Origin of the sequence: Enterobacter cloacae complex sp. SHL009 (assembly GCF_049237205.1) — a bacterium.
GTDB classification, from domain to species: domain Bacteria; phylum Pseudomonadota; class Gammaproteobacteria; order Enterobacterales; family Enterobacteriaceae; genus Enterobacter; species Enterobacter cloacae_M.
In genome coordinates, this window is sequence record NZ_JBMKIW010000014.1 from 50,958 (window position 1) to 68,853 (window position 17,896).

17 protein-coding genes are annotated in these 17,896 nt (G+C 56.8%); 13 read left to right on the plus strand and 4 right to left on the minus strand.

From position 1 onward, the window contains the following. Nucleotides 1–3 precede the first annotated feature (3 nt). A complete protein-coding gene (yigI, locus tag ACOTZC_RS22050; RefSeq protein ID WP_008501538.1) occupies nt 4–471 on the minus strand; it encodes an acyl-CoA thioesterase YigI in 468 nt (155 codons plus the stop codon). Nucleotides 472–634: 163 nt separating this feature from the next. Here yigI and pldA point away from each other — a divergent pair, with 163 nt between their 5' ends. The 3 genes from pldA to rhtC all read left to right on the plus strand — a co-directional run bounded on the left by pldA (nt 635) and on the right by rhtC (nt 4,106). Then, nucleotides 635–1,504 (plus strand): phospholipase A, encoded by an 870-nt coding sequence (gene pldA / locus ACOTZC_RS22055; RefSeq protein ID WP_045357184.1) that lies wholly within the window; start codon nt 635–637, stop codon nt 1,502–1,504. 90 nt (nt 1,505–1,594) lie between these two features. After that, the gene (recQ, locus tag ACOTZC_RS22060; RefSeq protein WP_126304506.1) at nt 1,595–3,424 is read left to right on the plus strand and encodes an ATP-dependent DNA helicase RecQ; all 1,830 of its coding nucleotides are present in this window, start codon (nt 1,595–1,597) and stop codon (nt 3,422–3,424) included. A gap of 61 nt (nt 3,425–3,485) precedes the next feature. Continuing rightward, on the plus strand, nt 3,486–4,106 hold the full coding sequence (gene rhtC, locus ACOTZC_RS22065) for a threonine export protein RhtC (RefSeq protein ID WP_010426287.1): 621 nt from the start codon (nt 3,486–3,488) through the stop codon (nt 4,104–4,106). On the opposite strand, the gene rhtB is transcribed toward rhtC, so the two are convergent. Next, complete coding sequence (gene rhtB / locus ACOTZC_RS22070) at nt 4,103–4,723, minus strand: homoserine/homoserine lactone efflux protein (protein ID WP_008501533.1); 621 nt, start codon at nt 4,721–4,723, stop codon at nt 4,103–4,105. The two genes, rhtC and rhtB, sit on opposite strands and share 4 nt — an antisense overlap. A 110-nt stretch (nt 4,724–4,833) precedes the next feature. On the opposite strand from rhtB, the gene pldB reads away from it, so the two are divergent. From pldB to ACOTZC_RS22085, 3 genes are all read left to right on the plus strand, one after another. Then, nucleotides 4,834–5,826: a lysophospholipase L2 gene (pldB, locus tag ACOTZC_RS22075; RefSeq protein WP_045403852.1), complete on the plus strand. Its 993-nt coding sequence runs from the start codon at nt 4,834–4,836 to the stop codon at nt 5,824–5,826. A gap of 31 nt (nt 5,827–5,857) precedes the next feature. Then, nucleotides 5,858–6,658 (plus strand): sugar/pyridoxal phosphate phosphatase YigL, encoded by an 801-nt coding sequence (yigL, locus tag ACOTZC_RS22080; protein ID WP_023309618.1) that lies wholly within the window; start codon nt 5,858–5,860, stop codon nt 6,656–6,658. A gap of 82 nt (nt 6,659–6,740) precedes the next feature. After that, on the plus strand, nt 6,741–7,640 hold the full coding sequence (locus ACOTZC_RS22085; protein ID WP_047174401.1) for a carboxylate/amino acid/amine transporter: 900 nt from the start codon (nt 6,741–6,743) through the stop codon (nt 7,638–7,640). Here ACOTZC_RS22085 and metR read toward each other — a convergent pair. Beyond that, nucleotides 7,528–8,481 carry an HTH-type transcriptional regulator MetR gene (gene metR / locus ACOTZC_RS22090; RefSeq protein WP_023309616.1) on the minus strand — a complete coding sequence of 318 codons (954 nt, stop codon included), beginning with the start codon at nt 8,479–8,481 and terminating at the stop codon, nt 7,528–7,530. The genes ACOTZC_RS22085 and metR overlap by 113 nt on opposite strands. Before the next feature lie 237 nt (nt 8,482–8,718). Between metR and metE the strand changes: the two genes are divergently transcribed. Next, complete coding sequence (gene metE / locus ACOTZC_RS22095; RefSeq protein ID WP_421636024.1) at nt 8,719–10,980, plus strand: 5-methyltetrahydropteroyltriglutamate--homocysteine S-methyltransferase; 2,262 nt, start codon at nt 8,719–8,721, stop codon at nt 10,978–10,980. Between the two features lie 84 nt (nt 10,981–11,064). Here metE and ACOTZC_RS22100 read toward each other — a convergent pair whose 3' ends face one another. Continuing rightward, nucleotides 11,065–11,871, minus strand: a complete 807-nt coding sequence (locus ACOTZC_RS22100; RefSeq protein ID WP_023309614.1) for a dienelactone hydrolase family protein — start codon at nt 11,869–11,871, stop codon at nt 11,065–11,067. A gap of 255 nt (nt 11,872–12,126) precedes the next feature. On the opposite strand from ACOTZC_RS22100, the gene udp reads away from it, so the two are divergent. The 6 genes from udp to tatA all read left to right on the plus strand — a co-directional run bounded on the left by udp (nt 12,127) and on the right by tatA (nt 17,894). Further along, nucleotides 12,127–12,888, plus strand: a complete 762-nt coding sequence (gene udp / locus ACOTZC_RS22105) for a uridine phosphorylase (protein WP_003860792.1) — start codon at nt 12,127–12,129, stop codon at nt 12,886–12,888. A gap of 139 nt (nt 12,889–13,027) precedes the next feature. Continuing rightward, nucleotides 13,028–14,485: a DNA recombination protein RmuC gene (gene rmuC, locus ACOTZC_RS22110; RefSeq protein ID WP_023309613.1), complete on the plus strand. Its 1,458-nt coding sequence runs from the start codon at nt 13,028–13,030 to the stop codon at nt 14,483–14,485. Nucleotides 14,486–14,551: 66 nt separating this feature from the next. Next, on the plus strand, nt 14,552–15,307 hold the full coding sequence (ubiE, locus tag ACOTZC_RS22115) for a bifunctional demethylmenaquinone methyltransferase/2-methoxy-6-polyprenyl-1,4-benzoquinol methylase UbiE (RefSeq protein WP_023309612.1): 756 nt from the start codon (nt 14,552–14,554) through the stop codon (nt 15,305–15,307). 13 nt (nt 15,308–15,320) lie between these two features. Continuing rightward, nucleotides 15,321–15,926 (plus strand): ubiquinone biosynthesis protein UbiJ, encoded by a 606-nt coding sequence (gene ubiJ, locus ACOTZC_RS22120; RefSeq protein WP_421636025.1) that lies wholly within the window; start codon nt 15,321–15,323, stop codon nt 15,924–15,926. Further along, entirely contained in the window at nt 15,923–17,563 is a 1,641-nt protein-coding gene (ubiB, locus tag ACOTZC_RS22125) for a ubiquinone biosynthesis regulatory protein kinase UbiB (RefSeq protein ID WP_111963544.1), read from the plus strand. The genes ubiJ and ubiB overlap by 4 nt, the downstream gene beginning before the upstream one ends. A 76-nt stretch (nt 17,564–17,639) precedes the next feature. Continuing rightward, nucleotides 17,640–17,894: a Sec-independent protein translocase subunit TatA gene (tatA, locus tag ACOTZC_RS22130; RefSeq protein WP_023309609.1), complete on the plus strand. Its 255-nt coding sequence runs from the start codon at nt 17,640–17,642 to the stop codon at nt 17,892–17,894. Nucleotides 17,895–17,896: the final 2 nt, after the last annotated feature.

The window sequence follows — 17,896 nt, forward strand, 5'->3', positions numbered from 1 at the left end:
GCCTCAACCCACCATATAAGTGGCGGTTGCGCTGGCGATATACACCTGTTCTTCGTTGTGTAATTCAACGCGCGCCACGGCAACTTTATTTCCCGCGCGCAGCAGGCTGCTGGTACAGGTAAAGCGATTTCCGCGCCCCGGGCGAAGATAGTCGACGCGCAAATCAATGGTGCCCATGCGCGCCAGACGCTGGCGGAGTTCGTCTTCGTTGATGGTGTCATGGCGGGTCAGCGTGCTGCCCACGCAGACCAGACCTGCCGCCACGTCCAGCGCGGAGGCAATCACGCCGCCGTGCAAAATGCTTTGCGCCCAGTTACCTACCATCATCGGCTGGTTGTTGAAGCTCAGCTGGGCAAAGTCTTTCTCGTAACGTTCCAGCTCCAGTCCCAGCGCGCGGTTAAACGGCATATGGTAAACAAAAATCTCGCCCACGAGTTTTAACACTTCTTCGGCGGTAAGCATGGCTGACATGAGGCATCACATCCTTATTGTTAACGAAATGTTGATTTTATGCCTCGGCAACAAGGAATTCCACTTTCAGAAACGAGGATGCAGCAGTTGTCGCAGAAGTCTGTAGAATGTTCGCCACATAACTATTCAGCTAATTTTACTCTTTTGCAGGAGAACACCACCGATGCGGACGTATCTGGCCTGGTTACTGGCGGCGGTTGCGCTGCCCCTCACAGCATATGCGCAGGAAGCGACGATTAAAGAGGTGCATGATAAACCTGCCGTTCACGGTAGCATTATCGCGAACCTTCTTCAGGAGCATGACAATCCGTTCACGCTCTATCCGTATGACACCAACTATGTGATTTATACCCAGACCAGCGATCTCAACAAAGAGGCGATAAGCTCCTATAACTGGTCTGATAATGCGCGTAAAGATGAGGTGAAGTTCCAGCTCAGCCTCGCGTTCCCGTTCTGGCGCGGTATTCTGGGGCCAAACTCGGTGCTCGGGGCGTCTTACACCCAGAAATCCTGGTGGCAGCTCTCTAACAGCGGAGAGTCCTCACCGTTCCGTGAAACCAACTATGAGCCGCAGCTGTTCCTCGGTTTTGCAACGGATTATGAGTTTGCGGGCTGGACGCTGCGTGACGTCGAAGTGGGCTTTAACCATGATTCCAACGGTCGTTCTGACCCGACATCCCGTAGCTGGAACCGTGCCTATACGCGTCTGATGGCGCAGAACGGTAACTGGATGGTGGAAGTGAAGCCGTGGTATGTGGTCGGCAGCACGGATGACAATCCGGACATCACCAAATATATGGGCTACTACCAGCTTAAAGTCGGCTATCAGTTAGGTGATGCCGTGCTCAGCGCCAAAGGCCAGTACAACTGGAACACCGGCTACGGCGGTGCGGAAGTGGGCTTAAGCTATCCCATGACGAAGCATGTCCGCATCTATACTCAGGTGTACAGCGGTTACGGCGAGTCGCTTATCGATTACAACTTCAACCAGACCCGCGTCGGCGTGGGCGTGATGCTGAACGATATTCTCTAGGCTGTTCGAATGTTTTTGCGTTAAACGTTGAAGTTTCTCTCTCAGGCGCTGAAAATAGCGCCTGTTTCATTTCTGGCATATGGGGTTAACGTGGCGCAGGCGGAAGTATTGAATCAGGAGTCGCTGGCTAAACAGGTTTTGCATGAAACCTTTGGCTACCAGCAGTTCCGCCCTGGCCAGGAAACCATCATTGAAACGGTGCTGGAAGGTCGTGATTGCCTGGTGGTAATGCCGACCGGCGGCGGTAAGTCCCTCTGTTATCAGGTGCCCGCGCTGGTGCTTAACGGCCTGACGGTCGTGGTATCCCCTCTCATTTCTCTTATGAAAGACCAGGTTGACCAGCTGCTCGCCAACGGCGTGGCGGCAGCCTGTCTTAACTCGACCCAAACCCGGGAGCAGCAGCAAGAGGTGATGGCCGGGTGCCGCACCGGGCAGATCCGCCTGCTGTATATCGCCCCGGAACGCCTGATGCTGGATAACTTCCTCGATCACCTGGCGCACTGGAACCCGGTGCTGCTGGCGGTGGATGAAGCGCACTGTATTTCCCAGTGGGGACACGATTTCCGCCCGGAATACGCCGCCCTCGGCCAGCTGCGTCAGCGCTTCCCCGAGCTGCCGTTTATGGCGCTTACCGCCACGGCGGATGACACCACGCGGCTGGATATCGTTCGCCTGCTCGGGCTGAACGCCCCCTATATTCAGGTCAGCAGCTTCGACCGCCCAAACATCCGCTATATGCTGATGGAAAAATTCAAGCCGCTGGATCAGCTCCTGCGCTACGTCCAGGAGCAGCGCGGCAAGTCCGGCATCATCTACTGCAACAGCCGTGCGAAGGTGGAAGACACCGCCGCGCGTCTGCAAAACCGCGGCTTTAGCGCCGCCGCCTATCACGCCGGGTTAGAGAATCACATCCGCGCCGACGTGCAGGAGAAATTCCAGCGTGACGACCTGCAGATCGTCGTCGCGACCGTGGCGTTCGGAATGGGCATCAACAAGCCGAACGTGCGCTTTGTGGTGCATTTCGACATCCCGCGCAATATCGAATCCTACTATCAGGAAACCGGCCGCGCCGGGCGTGACGGTCTGCCTGCGGAAGCGATGCTGTTTTACGATCCGGCCGATATGGCGTGGCTGCGCCGCTGTCTGGAAGAGAAGCCGCAGGGACAGCTGCAGGATATCGAGCGCCACAAGCTCAACGCGATGGGCGCGTTTGCCGAAGCGCAAACCTGCCGTCGTCTGGTGCTGCTCAACTACTTTGGTGAAGGGCGCCAGGAGCCGTGCGGCAACTGCGATATCTGCCTCGATCCGCCAAAGCAGTACGATGGCCTGATGGACGCGCGTAAGGCGCTCTCGACCATTTACCGTGTGAATCAACGCTTCGGGATGGGCTACGTGGTGGAGGTGCTGCGCGGCGCCAATAACCAGCGTATCCGCGATATGGGCCACGACAAGTTGCCAGTGTACGGTATTGGCAAGGACCAGAGCCACGAGCACTGGGTCAGTATTATTCGTCAGCTAATTCACCTTGGCTTTGCCACACAGAATATCGCCCAGCACTCCGCCCTGCAGCTGACCGAGGCGGCGCGTCCGGTGCTGCGCGGTGATGTGGAACTTAAACTCGCCGTGCCGCGCGTAGTTGCTCTCAAACCGCGCGTGATGCAGAAATCCTACGGCGGCAACTACGACCGTAAGCTGTTCGCCAAACTGCGCAAGCTGCGAAAAGCCATTGCCGATGAAGAGAATATCCCGCCTTATGTCGTCTTCAACGACGCGACGCTGATTGAGATGGCCGAACAGATGCCGCTGAGCGCCAGCGAAATGCTCAGCGTCAACGGTGTCGGCACGCGTAAGCTCGAACGTTTTGGCAAAGAGTTTATGGCGCTCATCCGTTCTCACGCCGACGGTGATGATGAGGAGTAGTCAGCCGGGCGAAAAAGTGCCAGGATGATGACTCACTGAATTATTTCCCCGCGAGCTAATTATGTTGATGCTATTTCTCACCGTGGCGTTAGTGCACATCGTTGCGCTGATGAGCCCCGGCCCGGACTTTTTCTTCGTATCACAAACGGCCGTCAGCCGCTCCCGCAAAGAGGCGATGATGGGCGTGCTCGGTATCACCATGGGCGTTATGGTCTGGGCGGCCGTTGCGTTGCTCGGTCTGAACCTTATCCTGGCGAAGATGGCCTGGCTGCATAACATCATTATGGTCGGCGGCGGTCTGTATCTGTGCTGGATGGGCTACCAGATGCTGCGCGGGGCGCTGAAGAAAGAAGAGAAAAAACCGGAAGAGCCAAAGGTGGAGCTGGCTACGGGCGGCCGCAGCTTTGTAAAAGGGCTGCTGACCAATCTGGCGAACCCGAAAGCCATTATCTATTTCGGCTCGGTGTTCTCGCTGTTTGTCGGCGATAGCGTCGGCGCGGGCGCACGCTGGGGAATCTTCCTGCTGATCGTCGTTGAAACCTTTGCCTGGTTTACCATCGTGGCCAGCCTGTTCGCCTTACCGGCGATGCGCCGCGGCTATCAGCGTATCGCGAAGTGGATTGACGGCTTCGCCGGCGCGCTGTTCGCCGGCTTCGGCATTCATCTCATCATTTCTCGCTAAGCATGACGCGCTGACGCAAGCAGCGCGCCAACCAGCATAAACAGCGAACCAAAGACTTTATTCAGGGCCTTCATCTGCTTAGGCCCTTTAATCCACGCCGCAATCCGCTGCGCCAGCGTCGCGTAACCAATCATCACGATAATATCGACGATAATGGTGGTCGCGCCCAGCACCACGTACTGCATCACCTGCGGCTGATGCGGCACGATAAACTGCGGGAACAGCGCGGCGAGGAACACGATGCTCTTCGGGTTGGTCAGGTTGACGAAAACCGCACGCTTAAACAGATGACCGCGGTTTTGCGTCTGAGCGAGCGTATTCAGGTTAATGGAGCCTGCCGCGCGCCACTGCTGGATGCCGAGCCAAATCAGATACGCTGCCCCGGCCCATTTCAGCACCTCAAAGGCCAGCACGGAGCGGGAGAACAGGGTCCCCAGACCGATCCCGACCAGCACAATATGAATGCCCAGCCCGGTCTGCAAACCGGCAATCGATGCCGCCGCACCGCGATAGCCGTGATTGATGGAGGTGGTCATGGTGTTAATAGCCCCCGAGCCCGGAGAAAGGCTGAGGATAATGGATGTCAGCAGGTAGGCGAACCACCATTCGAAGGTCATTTGAAACTCCCGAACCGTCTATTTTTATGCCACAATACGCTATTATTGAGTCATTTTGTGACCGGTGACGAAAAAAACGATATTCCCTGGATTACGTGAGTGGAAACCCAATGTTTCAGCAGAAAAAGGACTGGGAAACACGAGAAAACGCTTTTGCTGCTTTCTCTATGGGGCCGCTGACCGATTTCTGGCGGCAGCGTGAGGAAGATGAGTTTACGGGCGTCGGGGGCATCCCGGTGCGTTTCGTTCGTTTCCGAAATGAAAAAAATGACCGGGTGATTGTGGTCTGCCCCGGGCGTATTGAAAGCTACGTTAAATACGCCGAGCTGGCCTATGACCTGGTCCATATGGGGTTCGATGTTCTGATCATCGACCATCGTGGACAGGGGCTGTCCGGACGTATGCTGCCGGACACGCACCGTGGGCACGTCGATCGCTTTAGCGATTACGTCGACGATTTTGCCGCGTTCTGGCAGCAGGACGTTCAGCCCGGCCCCTGGCGCAAGCGGTATATTCTTGCGCACTCCATGGGCGGCGCCATTTCGACGCTGTTTTTGCAGCGTTATGCGCACGAGTGCGACGCCATTGCGCTCACCGCGCCGATGTACGGTATCGTGATCCGTTTTCCTGACTGGATGGTGCGCCATCTTCTTGACTGGGCTGAGGGCCATCAGCGCATTCGTGAAGGTTACGCCATTGGCACAGGACGCTGGCGCGCGCTGCCGTTCGCCATCAACGTCTTAACCCATAGCCGGCAGCGTTATCGCCGCAACCTGCGCTTTTATGCCGATGAACCGCGCTTGCGCGTCGGCGGCCCGACCTGGCACTGGGTGCGGGAGGGGATTCTGGCCGGTGAGCAGGTGCTGGCGGGCGTGGGCGATGATGACACGCCGACGCTTCTGATTCAGGCGGAGGAAGAGCGTGTGGTGGATAACCGCATGCACGACCGCTATTGTGAACTGCGCGCTGCAGCCGGTCACCCTTGTGAAGGGGGTAAACCGCTGGTCATTGACGGCGCGTTCCATGAGATCCTTTTTGAAAAGGACGCTATGCGCTCAGTCGCGCTTAACGCCATTGTTGAATTTTTCAACAGGCATAATTGATTCTTGTTTTCCACCAGAGGTTGAAATCCCTATGTACCAGGTTGTTGCATCTGATTTAGATGGCACGCTGCTTTCCCCCGACCACACCCTGTCGCCTTACGCGAAAGAGACCTTAAAACTCCTGACTGCCCGTGGCGTGAACTTTGTGTTCGCCACCGGCCGCCACCACGTGGACGTAGGGCAGATCCGCGATAATCTTGAGATCAAATCGTACATGATCACCTCCAACGGTGCGCGCGTGCATGATACCGACGGCAACCTGATCTTTACCCACAATCTGGATCGCGATATTGCCGCCGATCTGTTCGGCGTGGTGCATGACAACCCGGCTATCGTTACTAACGTTTACCGCGACGACGACTGGTTTATGAACCGCCACCGCCCGGATGAAATGCGTTTCTTCAAGGAAGCGGTATTCAACTACTCCCTTTACGAACCGGGCCTGCTGGAGCCGGAAGGGATCAGCAAGGTGTTCTTCACCTGTGACAGCCACGAAGAGCTGCTCCCGCTGGAACAGGCGATCAACGCCCGCTGGGGCGATCGCGTCAACGTGAGCTTCTCAACCCTGACCTGTCTGGAAGTAATGGCGGGTGGCGTCTCCAAAGGTCACGCGCTGGAAGCGGTTGCGAAACGCCTGGGCTTCGGGCTGAAAGACTGTATCGCCTTCGGTGACGGCATGAACGACGCCGAGATGCTTTCGATGGCGGGTAAGGGCTGCATCATGCAGAACGCGCACCAGCGTCTGAAGGATCTGCACCCTGAGCTGGAAGTGATTGGTTCTAACGCTGACAACGCGGTACCGAAGTATCTGCGTAAACTGTTCCTTGAATAATCTTCATTCGGTTGTTTATTGCTCAGTTGTCAACTAAAGAGTTCGCTACAATGCCTGTCCTTCTTTCTGAGAGACAAGCATTGTGGCGCTACTCATTATCACCACTATCCTGTGGGCCTTCTCCTTTAGCCTGATTGGCGAATACCTTGCCGGTTCGGTCGACAGCTACTTCTCGGTGCTGATGCGCGTGGGGCTGGCGGCGCTGGTGTTCCTGCCGTTTCTGCGCACGCGCGGGCAATCGCTGAAAACGATTGTGCTGTATATGCTGGTGGGGGCGATGCAGCTCGGCATCATGTATCTGTTCAGCTTCCGGGCCTACGTCTACCTGTCCGTCTCCGAATTCCTGCTCTTTACCGTGCTGACGCCGCTCTACATCACGCTGATATACGATCTGCTTAGTAAACGCCGTCTGCGCTGGGGATACCTGCTGAGCGCCGCGCTGGCGGTGATCGGCGCGGCGATTATTCGCTACGACAAAGTGAGCGATCACTTCTGGACCGGGCTGATGTTCGTCCAGCTCGCCAACATCAGTTTCGCCATCGGCATGGTGGGCTACAAACGCCTGATGGAAACCCGCCCGATGCCGCAGCATAACGCGTTCGCATGGTTCTATATGGGCGCCGCGATTGTCGCGGTGGCGGCGTGGTTTATGCTCGGTAATCCGCAAAAGCTGCCGACCACCGCCGTGCAGTGGGGCGTTCTGGTCTGGCTGGGCGTAGTGGCGTCAGGGCTGGGGTACTTCATGTGGAACTACGGCGCTACGCAGGTAGACGCCGGTACGCTGGGGATCATGAACAACGTGCATGTCCCGGCAGGGTTGCTGGTCAACCTCGCCATCTGGCAGCAACAGCCGCACTGGCCGAGCTTCCTTATTGGGGGAGCGGTGATCCTGGCTTCGCTGTGGGTCCATCGCCGATGGGTCGCTCCGCGCTCCGCACAAACGGAAGATGGTCGCACGCGTGGTTCCGCGCTGAGCGAATAAACGCCTCCGTAATCGGCTGACGCTGCTCGCCATCGCGCACGGCGGCGTACAGTCGGCTCCACAGTCCTTCACCCAGGGTTTTGGTCTGCACCAGACCCTGGCGTTCAAAACTCTCCACCACCCAGTGCGGCAGCGCCGCGATACCCATTCTGGCCGCCACCATCTGAATCAGCAGCAGGGTGTTATCCACGCTTTTCAGCTGCGGACTGATGCCTGCCGGCTGCAGGAAGTGGCGCCAGATATCCAGACGACTACGCTGGACCGGGTAAATCAGCAGCGTTTCTGTCGCCAGGTCTTCCGGCGTGATGCGCGTTTTGGCGGCCAGCGGGTGGTCCGGCGCCAGCACCAGGCGCACTTCATAATCAAACATCGGCGAATAGTGCAGGCCGCTGCGCGGCAGGATGTCAGAGGTCATGACCAGATCCAGCTCGCCCTGCTGCAGCGAGGGCTGCGGGTCGAACGTCACGCCGGATTTAAAGTCCATCTCCACCTGCGGCCATTTCTGGCGGAAGTTCTCAAGCGCGGGGGTCAGCCACTGAATACAGCTGTGGCACTCAATGGCGATGCGCAGTTTGGTCTGCTGCGGTTCGTTACACGCCTGCAGCGCGCTCGCGATTTGCGGCAGGACCTGATTCGCCAGCTGAAGGAGAATTTCACCCTGCGGCGTAAAGCGTAGCGGCTGGCTCTTACGCACAAAAAGACGGAAGCCGAGGCGTTGTTCCAGATCGCTGAACTGGTGAGAAAGGGCAGACTGGGTCTGGTGCAGCGTGGCCGCAGCCGCCGCGAGCGAACCGCAGTTCCGCAACGCTTGTAGCGTTTTCAGGTGTTTAATCTCGATCATGAAAGTCCTTCACTTCGCCATGAACATTTTGCGCTTGAGGAATATACAGTAACTGCCAATTATGGATGTGTAAACATCTGGACGGCTAAAATCCTTCGTCATTTAAATTTATGGTGCGTTGGCTGCGTTTACTCACCCCGGTCACTTACTCATGTAAGCTCCCGGGGATGAGCAAACTTGCCGCCTTCCCTAAATTCAAAATCCAAAGGATTTACAATTAATTAGAGGAAGAAAAACATGACAATCCGCAATCACACTCTCGGTTTCCCTCGCGTCGGCCTGCGTCGCGAGCTGAAAAAAGCGCAAGAAAGCTACTGGGCGGGTAATACCACCCGCGAAGAGCTGCTGGCGGTAGGACGCGAGCTGCGCGCCCGCCACTGGGATCAGCAAAAACAGGCGGGCATTGACCTGCTGCCGGTGGGCGATTTCGCCTGGTACGACCATGTTCTGACGACCAGCCTGCTGCTTGGCAACGTGCCGGCTCGTCATCAGAACAAAGATGGATCGGTAGATATCGATACCCTGTTCCGCATCGGCCGTGGCCGCGCGCCAACGGGTGAGCCAGCGGCAGCGGCGGAAATGACCAAGTGGTTCAACACCAACTATCACTATATGGTGCCGGAATTCGTCAAAGGCCAGCAGTTCAGGCTGGCCTGGACGCAGCTTCTGGACGAAGTGGATGAAGCGCTGGCGCTGGGCCACCAGGTTAAACCCGTGCTGCTGGGGCCAGTGACCTATCTGTGGCTGGGGAAAGTCAAAGGCGAGCAGTTCGATCGTCTGAGCCTGCTGAAGGACATTCTGCCGGTCTACAAACAGGTGCTGATTGAGCTGGGCAAACGCGGCATTCAGTGGGTGCAAATCGACGAACCGGCGCTGGTGCTCGAGTTGCCTCAGGAATGGCTCGATGCCTTCAAACCGGCGTATGACGCGCTCACCGGTCAGGTAAAACTCCTGCTGACGACCTATTTTGAAGGCGTGACGCCGAACCTGAAAACCATTACCGCGCTGCCGGTTCAAGGCCTGCACGTTGATCTCGTACACGGTAAAGACGATGTCGCGGAACTGCACAAGCGCCTGCCAGCGGACTGGCTGCTCTCTGCCGGGCTGATCAACGGCCGTAACGTCTGGCGCGCCGATCTCACCGAGAAATACGCACAAATCAAAGACATCGTCGACAAACGTGAGCTGTGGGTGGCCTCATCTTGTTCCCTGCTGCACAGCCCGATCGATCTGAGCGTGGAAACCCGTCTCGACCCTGAAGTAAAAAGCTGGTTTGCCTTCGCCCTGCAAAAATGTGAAGAGTTAACGCTGCTGCGCGACGCGCTGAACAGCGGCGAAACGGCGGCGATTACCGAATGGAGCGCACCGATCCAGGCGCGCCGTCACTCGGCGCGCGTGCACAACCCGGCGGTGGAGAAACGCCTGGCGGCCATCACCGCCCGGGACAGCCAGCGTCAGAGCCCGTACGAGGTGCGCGCTGAAGCGCAGCGCGCCCGCTTCAATCTGCCCGCGTGGCCAACAACGACGATCGGTTCTTTCCCGCAAACTACGGAGATCCGCGGCCTGCGCCTGGACTTTAAAAAGGGCAATCTGGATGCGAATCACTACCGCACCGGCATCGCGGAACACATCAAGCAGGCGATTATCGAGCAGGAGCGCCTGGGGCTGGACGTGCTGGTGCACGGCGAGGCCGAGCGTAACGACATGGTGGAATACTTCGGCGAGCACCTGGACGGCTTCGTCTTTACCCAGAACGGCTGGGTGCAGAGCTACGGCTCCCGCTGCGTCAAGCCGCCGGTGGTTATCGGTGACGTCAGCCGCCCGGAAGCGATCACCGTGGAGTGGGCGAAGTATGCCCAGTCCCTGACCGACAAGCCGGTAAAAGGGATGCTGACCGGTCCGGTGACCATTCTCTGCTGGTCGTTCCCGCGTGAAGACGTGACCCGTGAAACCATCGCCAAACAGATTGCCCTGGCGCTGCGTGATGAAGTGGCGGATCTGGAAGCGGCAGGCATTGGCATTATCCAGATTGACGAGCCGGCGCTGCGCGAAGGCCTGCCGCTGCGCCGCAGCGACTGGGATGCCTACCTGCAGTGGGGCGTGGAGGCGTTCCGCATCAACGCTGCGGTGGCGAAGGATGACACCCAGATCCACACCCACATGTGTTACTGCGAATTTAACGACATCATGGATTCGATTGCCGCGCTGGACGCCGACGTGATCACCATCGAGACCTCGCGTTCAGACATGGAGCTGCTGGAGTCGTTTGAAGAGTTCGACTACCCGAATGAAATCGGGCCGGGCGTGTACGATATTCACTCCCCGAACGTGCCGAGCGTGGAGTGGATTGAAGCCCTGCTAAAAAAAGCGGCCCAGCGCATTCCGGCAGAGCGCCTGTGGGTGAACCCGGACTGCGGACTGAAAACCCGCGGCTGGCCGGAGACGCGCGCGGCGCTGGCGAACATGGTGAAGGCGGCGCAGAACCTGCGTCAGGCGTAGCGGTGCTGGATTGCCGGGTGGCGACAACGCTTACCCGGCCTACCTGTTGGCCCGGTAAGGCATAGCCGCCACCGGGCTTTTTTATTACGCTTTCTTACCGCCGTACTGGCTAAACCACGCCAGCATTCTCTGCCAGCCATCTTTGGCTGATTCTGCGTGATAGCTCGGACGATAATCGGCATTAAACGCGTGCCCGGCATCCGGATACACCACGATCTCCGCCTTCGCATTTGCCGCGCGGAGCGCATGGCGCATGGTCTCAACCGAATCCAGCGAAATGCCGGTGTCCTGACCGCCGTAAAGCCCTAACACGGGGGCATTTAACTCGGTGGCGATATCGACGGGATGTTTCGGTGAATTCAGCGTTTTTTCACCCACCAGTTTGCCGTACCAGGCGACAGCGGCTTTGAGCTGCGGGTTATGCGCGGCATACAGCCAGCTAATGCGTCCACCCCAGCAGAAACCGGTGACCAGAAGACGATGCGGATCGCCGCCGTTGCGCGCCGCCCAGCTGGCGACGTGGTCGAGATCGGCCAGCACCTGCGCGTCCGGGACTTTGCTCACCAGGTTGCTGAGCAATGTTGGAATATCGCTGTAGTCGTTCGGATCGCCCTGACGGAAGTAGAGCTCTGGCGCAACGGCCAGATACCCTTCCAGCGCCAGCCGGCGGCAGAGATCGCGAATGTGTTCGTGAACACCGAAAATTTCCTGTACCACGATCACGATGGGCAGCGGGCCGTCCGCCGATTTTGGCCGTGCGTGGTAAGCAGGCATGTTCTCTCCCTGCGTGGGAATAGAGGTCTCGCCCGCGGTAATTGCCGCTTCTGGCGTCGACACAATGGTTGAAGCATGTGGGGCCGCAGCAGGTGCAAAACCGGTTTTTTCAGTCATGGCATTCTCCGTACCAATGAGTTAGCGCAAAGGTAAATATAGACACCAGGTTAACAACTCACAGTGCCTTAAACGGTCTATCTTTTGTGCAGCACCTGGCGATATAACTTGTTAATGTGATGTAAATCACTTTTTTATGGAAATTCAATGTAATCATTTTCATTCATGGTGAGGTATGTCACGAAAATATGCTTACTGCTTCTGTAAAGTACCGTTTTACTTCTTCTGACTAACCGACCCACAGAGGAGTCACCTATGTCTAAGTCTGATGTTTTTCATCTCGGCCTCACCAAAAACGATTTACAAGGGGCTACGCTCGCTATCGTCCCTGGCGATCCTGAGCGTGTGGAAAAGATCGCCGCGCTGATGGATAAGCCGGTCAAGCTGGCTGCCCATCGTGAGTTCACCACCTGGCGCGCAGAGCTGGATGGCAAAGCGGTGATCGTGTGCTCTACCGGTATCGGTGGTCCGTCTACGTCTATTGCTGTTGAAGAGCTGGCACAGCTGGGCATCCGTACTTTCCTGCGTATCGGCACCACCGGCGCTATCCAGCCGCACATCAACGTGGGTGACGTGCTGGTCACGACCGCGTCCGTTCGTCTGGACGGCGCAAGCCTGCACTTTGCACCGATGGAATTCCCGGCAGTGGCTGATTTCGAATGCACCACCGCGCTGGTTGAAGCCGCGAAATCCGTGGGCGCAACTACCCACGTGGGCGTCACCGCCTCTTCCGACACCTTCTACCCGGGCCAGGAACGTTACGACACCTTCTCAGGCCGCGTGGTAAGCCGTTTCAAAGGCTCAATGGAAGAGTGGCAGTCCATGGGCGTGATGAACTACGAAATGGAATCCGCAACGCTGCTGACCATGTGCGCAAGCCAGGGTCTGCGTGCCGGTATGGTGGCGGGCGTTATCGTCAACCGCACCCAGCAGGAGATCCCGAACGCCGAAACCATGAAGCAGACCGAAAGTCATGCGGTGAAAATCGTGGTGGAAGCCGCGCGTCGCCTGATCTAATCCTCTCTTCTGAAATCAAAGGCCGACGCGTTCGGCCTTTATTTTTTGCGTAGCGCCTCGCAGGAAAACCCTTTCAAACTGGACGTTTATACAGCACAATTCTATTTTGTGCGGGTAATACGTTGATGCAGGGGGCATTGTGGATATCTCGATCCTGATTTACGCGGTAATTGCGGTGGCGGGCGTGGCGATAGGCTGGCTCATTTCCAGCTATCAGCATGCACAGCAGAAGGCCGACCAGCTGGCAGAGCGCGAAGAGATAGTCGCTGAATTAAGTGCGGCAAAGCAGCAGCTTGCCCTGAGCGAACACTGGCGAGAGGAGTGCGAGCTGCTTAACAACGAGCTGCGCAACCTGCGAGATATCAACACCTCGCTGGAGGCCGATCTCCGCGAAGTCACTACCCGTCTTGAATCCACCCAGCTGCATGCGGAAGACAAAATCCGCCAGATGATCAACAGCGAGCAGCGCCTCAGCGAACAGTTTGAGAACCTCGCCAACCGGATTTTTGAGCACAGCAACCGCCGCGTTGACGAACAGAACCGCCAGAGCCTGAACAGCCTGCTGACGCCGCTGCGCGAACAGCTGGACGGTTTTCGCCGTCAGGTGCAGGACAGCTTTGGTCAGGAAGCCCGCGAGCGACACACGCTGGCGCATGAGATTCGCAATCTTCAGCAGCTGAATGCGCAAATGGCGCAGGAAGCGGTCAACCTGACCCGCGCGCTGAAAGGGGATAACAAAACCCAGGGCAACTGGGGAGAAGTGGTGCTGACCCGCGTGCTGGAGGCCTCTGGACTGCGGGAAGGATATGAATACGAAACGCAGGTGAGTATTGAAAACGATGCCCGCTCGCGAATGCAGCCGGATGTGATTGTGCGGCTGCCGCAGGGTAAAGATGTGGTGATTGACGCCAAAATGACGCTGGTGGCGTATGAACGCTACTTTAATGCGGACGATGATTACACGCGCGAGTCTGCGCTGCAGGAGCACATTGCCTCCGTGCGTAATCATATTCGCCTGCTCGGCAGAAAAGACTACCAGCAGTTGCCGGGTCTGCGCTCGCTGGACTATGTCCTGATGTTCATCCCGGTAGAACCCGCGTTCCTGCTGGCGCTCGACAGACAGCCCGAGCTTATCACCGAAGCGCTCAAAAATAACATTATGCTGGTCAGCCCCACCACGCTGCTGGTGGCGTTACGCACCATTGCGAACCTGTGGCGCTATGAGCACCAGAGCCGCAACGCTCAGCAGATTGCCGATCGTGCCAGCAAGCTTTACGACAAAATGCGCCTCTTCGTGGACGACATGTCTTCAGTCGGGCAGAGCCTGGATCGTGCGCAGGATAACTACCGCCAGGCGATGAAAAAACTCGCCTCCGGACGTGGCAATCTGCTGGCACAGGCCGAATCATTCCGTAGCCTGGGGGTTGAGGTTAAACGCGAGATTAATCCGGAATTGGTCGAACAGGCCACCGCCCAGGACGACGAGTTTCGCCTGCGAGAAGGTGCGGACGAACAAAATACAAACAGTGAAGACAATACGTTAGCGGCGGATTTATCACCAGACGAGACTCCAGCGCGTTTCTTTCGCGGTGGTTGAAACGTAGGGCAAACGCGCCCAATCTGTTACACTTCACGAACATTTTACTGATAAGCAGGCTCTGAGATGGCTGACGATTCACAAGACACAACGCACTTTGGCTTTCAGACTGTTGCCAAAGCGCAGAAAGCTGACATGGTGGCCCACGTATTTCATTCCGTGGCGGCGAAGTACGATGTGATGAATGACCTGATGTCGTTCGGCATTCATCGCTTGTGGAAGCGCTTCACCATTGACTGCAGCGGCGTACGTCGTGGACAAACGGTGCTGGATTTAGCCGGTGGTACGGGCGATTTAACCGCGAAATTCTCCCGTCTGGTGGGCGAAACCGGTCGCGTTGTTCTCGCCGATATTAATGACTCCATGCTGAAAATGGGACGCGAAAAGCTGCGTAATATCGGCGTGGTGGGGAATGTGGAGTATGTGCAGGCAAACGCCGAAGCGCTGCCATTCCCGGACAATACCTTTGATTGCATCACGATCTCTTTCGGTCTGCGTAACGTGACCGATAAAGAAAAAGCGCTGCGCTCCATGTACCGCGTGCTGAAGCCGGGTGGACGTCTGCTGGTGCTCGAGTTCTCAAAACCGATCATTGAGCCGCTGAGCAAAGCTTACGACGCCTATTCCTTCCACGTCCTGCCGCGCATCGGTGAGCTGGTGGCCAACGATGCGGAAAGCTACCGCTATCTGGCGGAATCTATCCGTATGCACCCGGATCAGGACACATTAAAAGCCATGATGCAGGATGCAGAATTTGAGAACGTTGAGTATTTCAACCTGACGGCGGGTGTCGTCGCGCTGCATCGCGGTTACAAGTTCTGAGTGGAGGTGTCCCGTGCCCTTTAAACCCTTAGTCACCGCAGGTATCGAAAACGTACTGAATGCTTTTCTCTATCGTGCTCCGGCGCTTAAAGCAGCGCGTCAGCGGCTAAACGGGAAGGTATTACGTATTGTTTTAAAAGAGTTCTCGACGCCGCTTGTGCTGGTCTTCAGCGAACGCCAGCTTGACGTTCTGGGGGCGTGGGAAGGTGACGCCGACTGCTCGGTCATCACGCACATGAGCGTGCTGCCAAAACTGCGCGATCGCCAGCAATTAACGGCGCTTATCCGCAGCGGTGAGCTGGAAGTGGAGGGCGACATTCAGGTCGTGCAGAACTTCGTTGCGCTCACCGACCTGGCGGAGTTCGATCCGGCGGAGCTGCTCGCGCCTTTTATCGGCGACATTGCCGCCGAAGGCATCGGGAAAGTTCTTCATGGCGGCGCCTCCTTTGCGCGTAAAAGCCTCCAGCGCCAGCAACGCTATGCGGCGGAAGTGCTGACTGAGGAGTGGCGAATGGCGCCCGGGCCACTGGAAGTTGCATGGTTTGCGGAAGAAACCGCTGCTGTTGAACGCGCGGTTGATGCGTTTACCAAACGGCTGGAAAAACTGGAGGGCAAATGACGCCTGGTGAAATTCGGCGCCTCTATTTTATTATTCGCACCTTTTTGAGCTACGGGCTCGACGAGCTTATTCCCAAAATGCGCATCACGCTGCCGCTTCGCATCTGGCGGCGGATGCTGTTCTGGATGCCCAATCGCCACAAAGGTCAACCGCTGGGTGAGCGTCTGCGCCTGGCGCTGCAGGAACTCGGTCCGGTATGGATTAAATTCGGGCAGATGCTCTCGACCCGCCGCGACCTCTTCCCGCCTCTCATTGCCGATGAGCTCGCAATGCTTCAGGACCGCGTCGCACCCTTTGACGGCGCGCGCGCGAAAAAGCAAATTGAAGAGGCGATGGGAAATGTACCCGTCGAAACCTGGTTTGACGATTTCGATATTCAGCCGCTGGCGTCGGCCTCTATCGCGCAGGTGCACACCGCGCGTTTGAAAGAAAACGGCAAAGAAGTCGTTATCAAAGTTATTCGTCCGGACATCCTGCCAGTCATCAAAGCGGACATGAAGCTGATTTATCGTCTGGCGCGCTGGGTGCCACGCTTGCTGCCGGACGGGCGCCGCCTTCGTCCACTGGAAGTGGTGCGGGAATATGAAAAAACGCTGATTGATGAGCTTAACCTGCTGCGCGAATCGGCAAACGCCATTCAGCTGCGCCGCAACTTTGAAAACAGCCCGATGCTCTATGTACCTGAAGTCTATTCTGACTACTGCAGCCAGAACATGATGGTGATGGAGCGTATCTACGGTATTCCGGTTTCGGATGTCGTAGCCCTGGAGAAGCAGGGAACAAACATGAAGCTCCTGGCCGAACGTGGCGTACAGGTCTTCTTTACCCAGGTATTCCGCGACAGCTTTTTCCATGCGGACATGCATCCGGGCAATATCTTTGTGAGCTACGAACACCCTGAGGACCCGAAATATATCGGTATCGACTGCGGGATTGTGGGGTCGCTGAACAAAGAAGATAAACGGTATCTGGCTGAGAACTTCATCGCGTTCTTCAACCGCGACTACCGTAAGGTGGCCGAGCTGCACGTCGATTCCGGCTGGGTTCCGCCGGACACTAACGTCGAAGAGTTCGAGTTTGCGATCCGGACCGTTTGTGAACCGATTTTTGAAAAACCACTGGCGGAAATCTCCTTTGGGCACGTACTGTTGAACCTGTTCAACACGGCTCGCCGGTTTAATATGGAAGTTCAGCCACAGCTAGTTTTACTCCAGAAAACATTACTTTACGTTGAGGGTGTAGGCCGACAGCTCTATCCTCAGTTAGACTTGTGGAAGACTGCGAAACCTTTCCTTGAATCCTGGATTAAGGATCAGGTTGGCATTCCAGCGCTGGTGCGCTCGCTGAAAGAGAAGGGCCCGTTCTGGATAGAAAAAATGCCTGAAATTCCCGAACTGGTTTATGACAGTTTGCGTCAGAGCAAGAACCTTCAGCACAGCATGGATAAAATCGCCCGCGAGCTTCAGTCCAGCCGCGTTCGCCAGGGGCAGTCCCGCTATCTCTTTGGGATTGGCGCAACGCTGCTGCTGAGCGGTACGCTGCTGCTGATCAACCGTCCGGACTGGCAGATGATGCCCGCCTGGCTGATGGCTGGCGGGGTGGTAGTCTGGCTGGCAGGCTGGCGAAAAACGCGCTGAGCGTGCGTCGCTATCGACGGGTCGCATACGTATAATGCGACCTGACTCATTAATCATCTATCCCTGAGGAACATGTATGGGTGGTATCAGTATCTGGCAATTAGTCATTATTGCCGTCATCGTCGTGCTGCTGTTTGGCACCAAAAAGCTCGGTTCTATTGGTTCCGATCTGGGCGCGTCTATCAAAGGCTTCAAGAAAGCGATGAGCGATGATGAGAGCAAGCAGGATAAAACCAGCCAGGACGCTGACTTTACTGCTAAATCCATCGCCGACAAGCAAGAAGAAGCCAAAAAGGAAGACGCTAAACGCCACGATAAAGAGCAGGTGTAAGT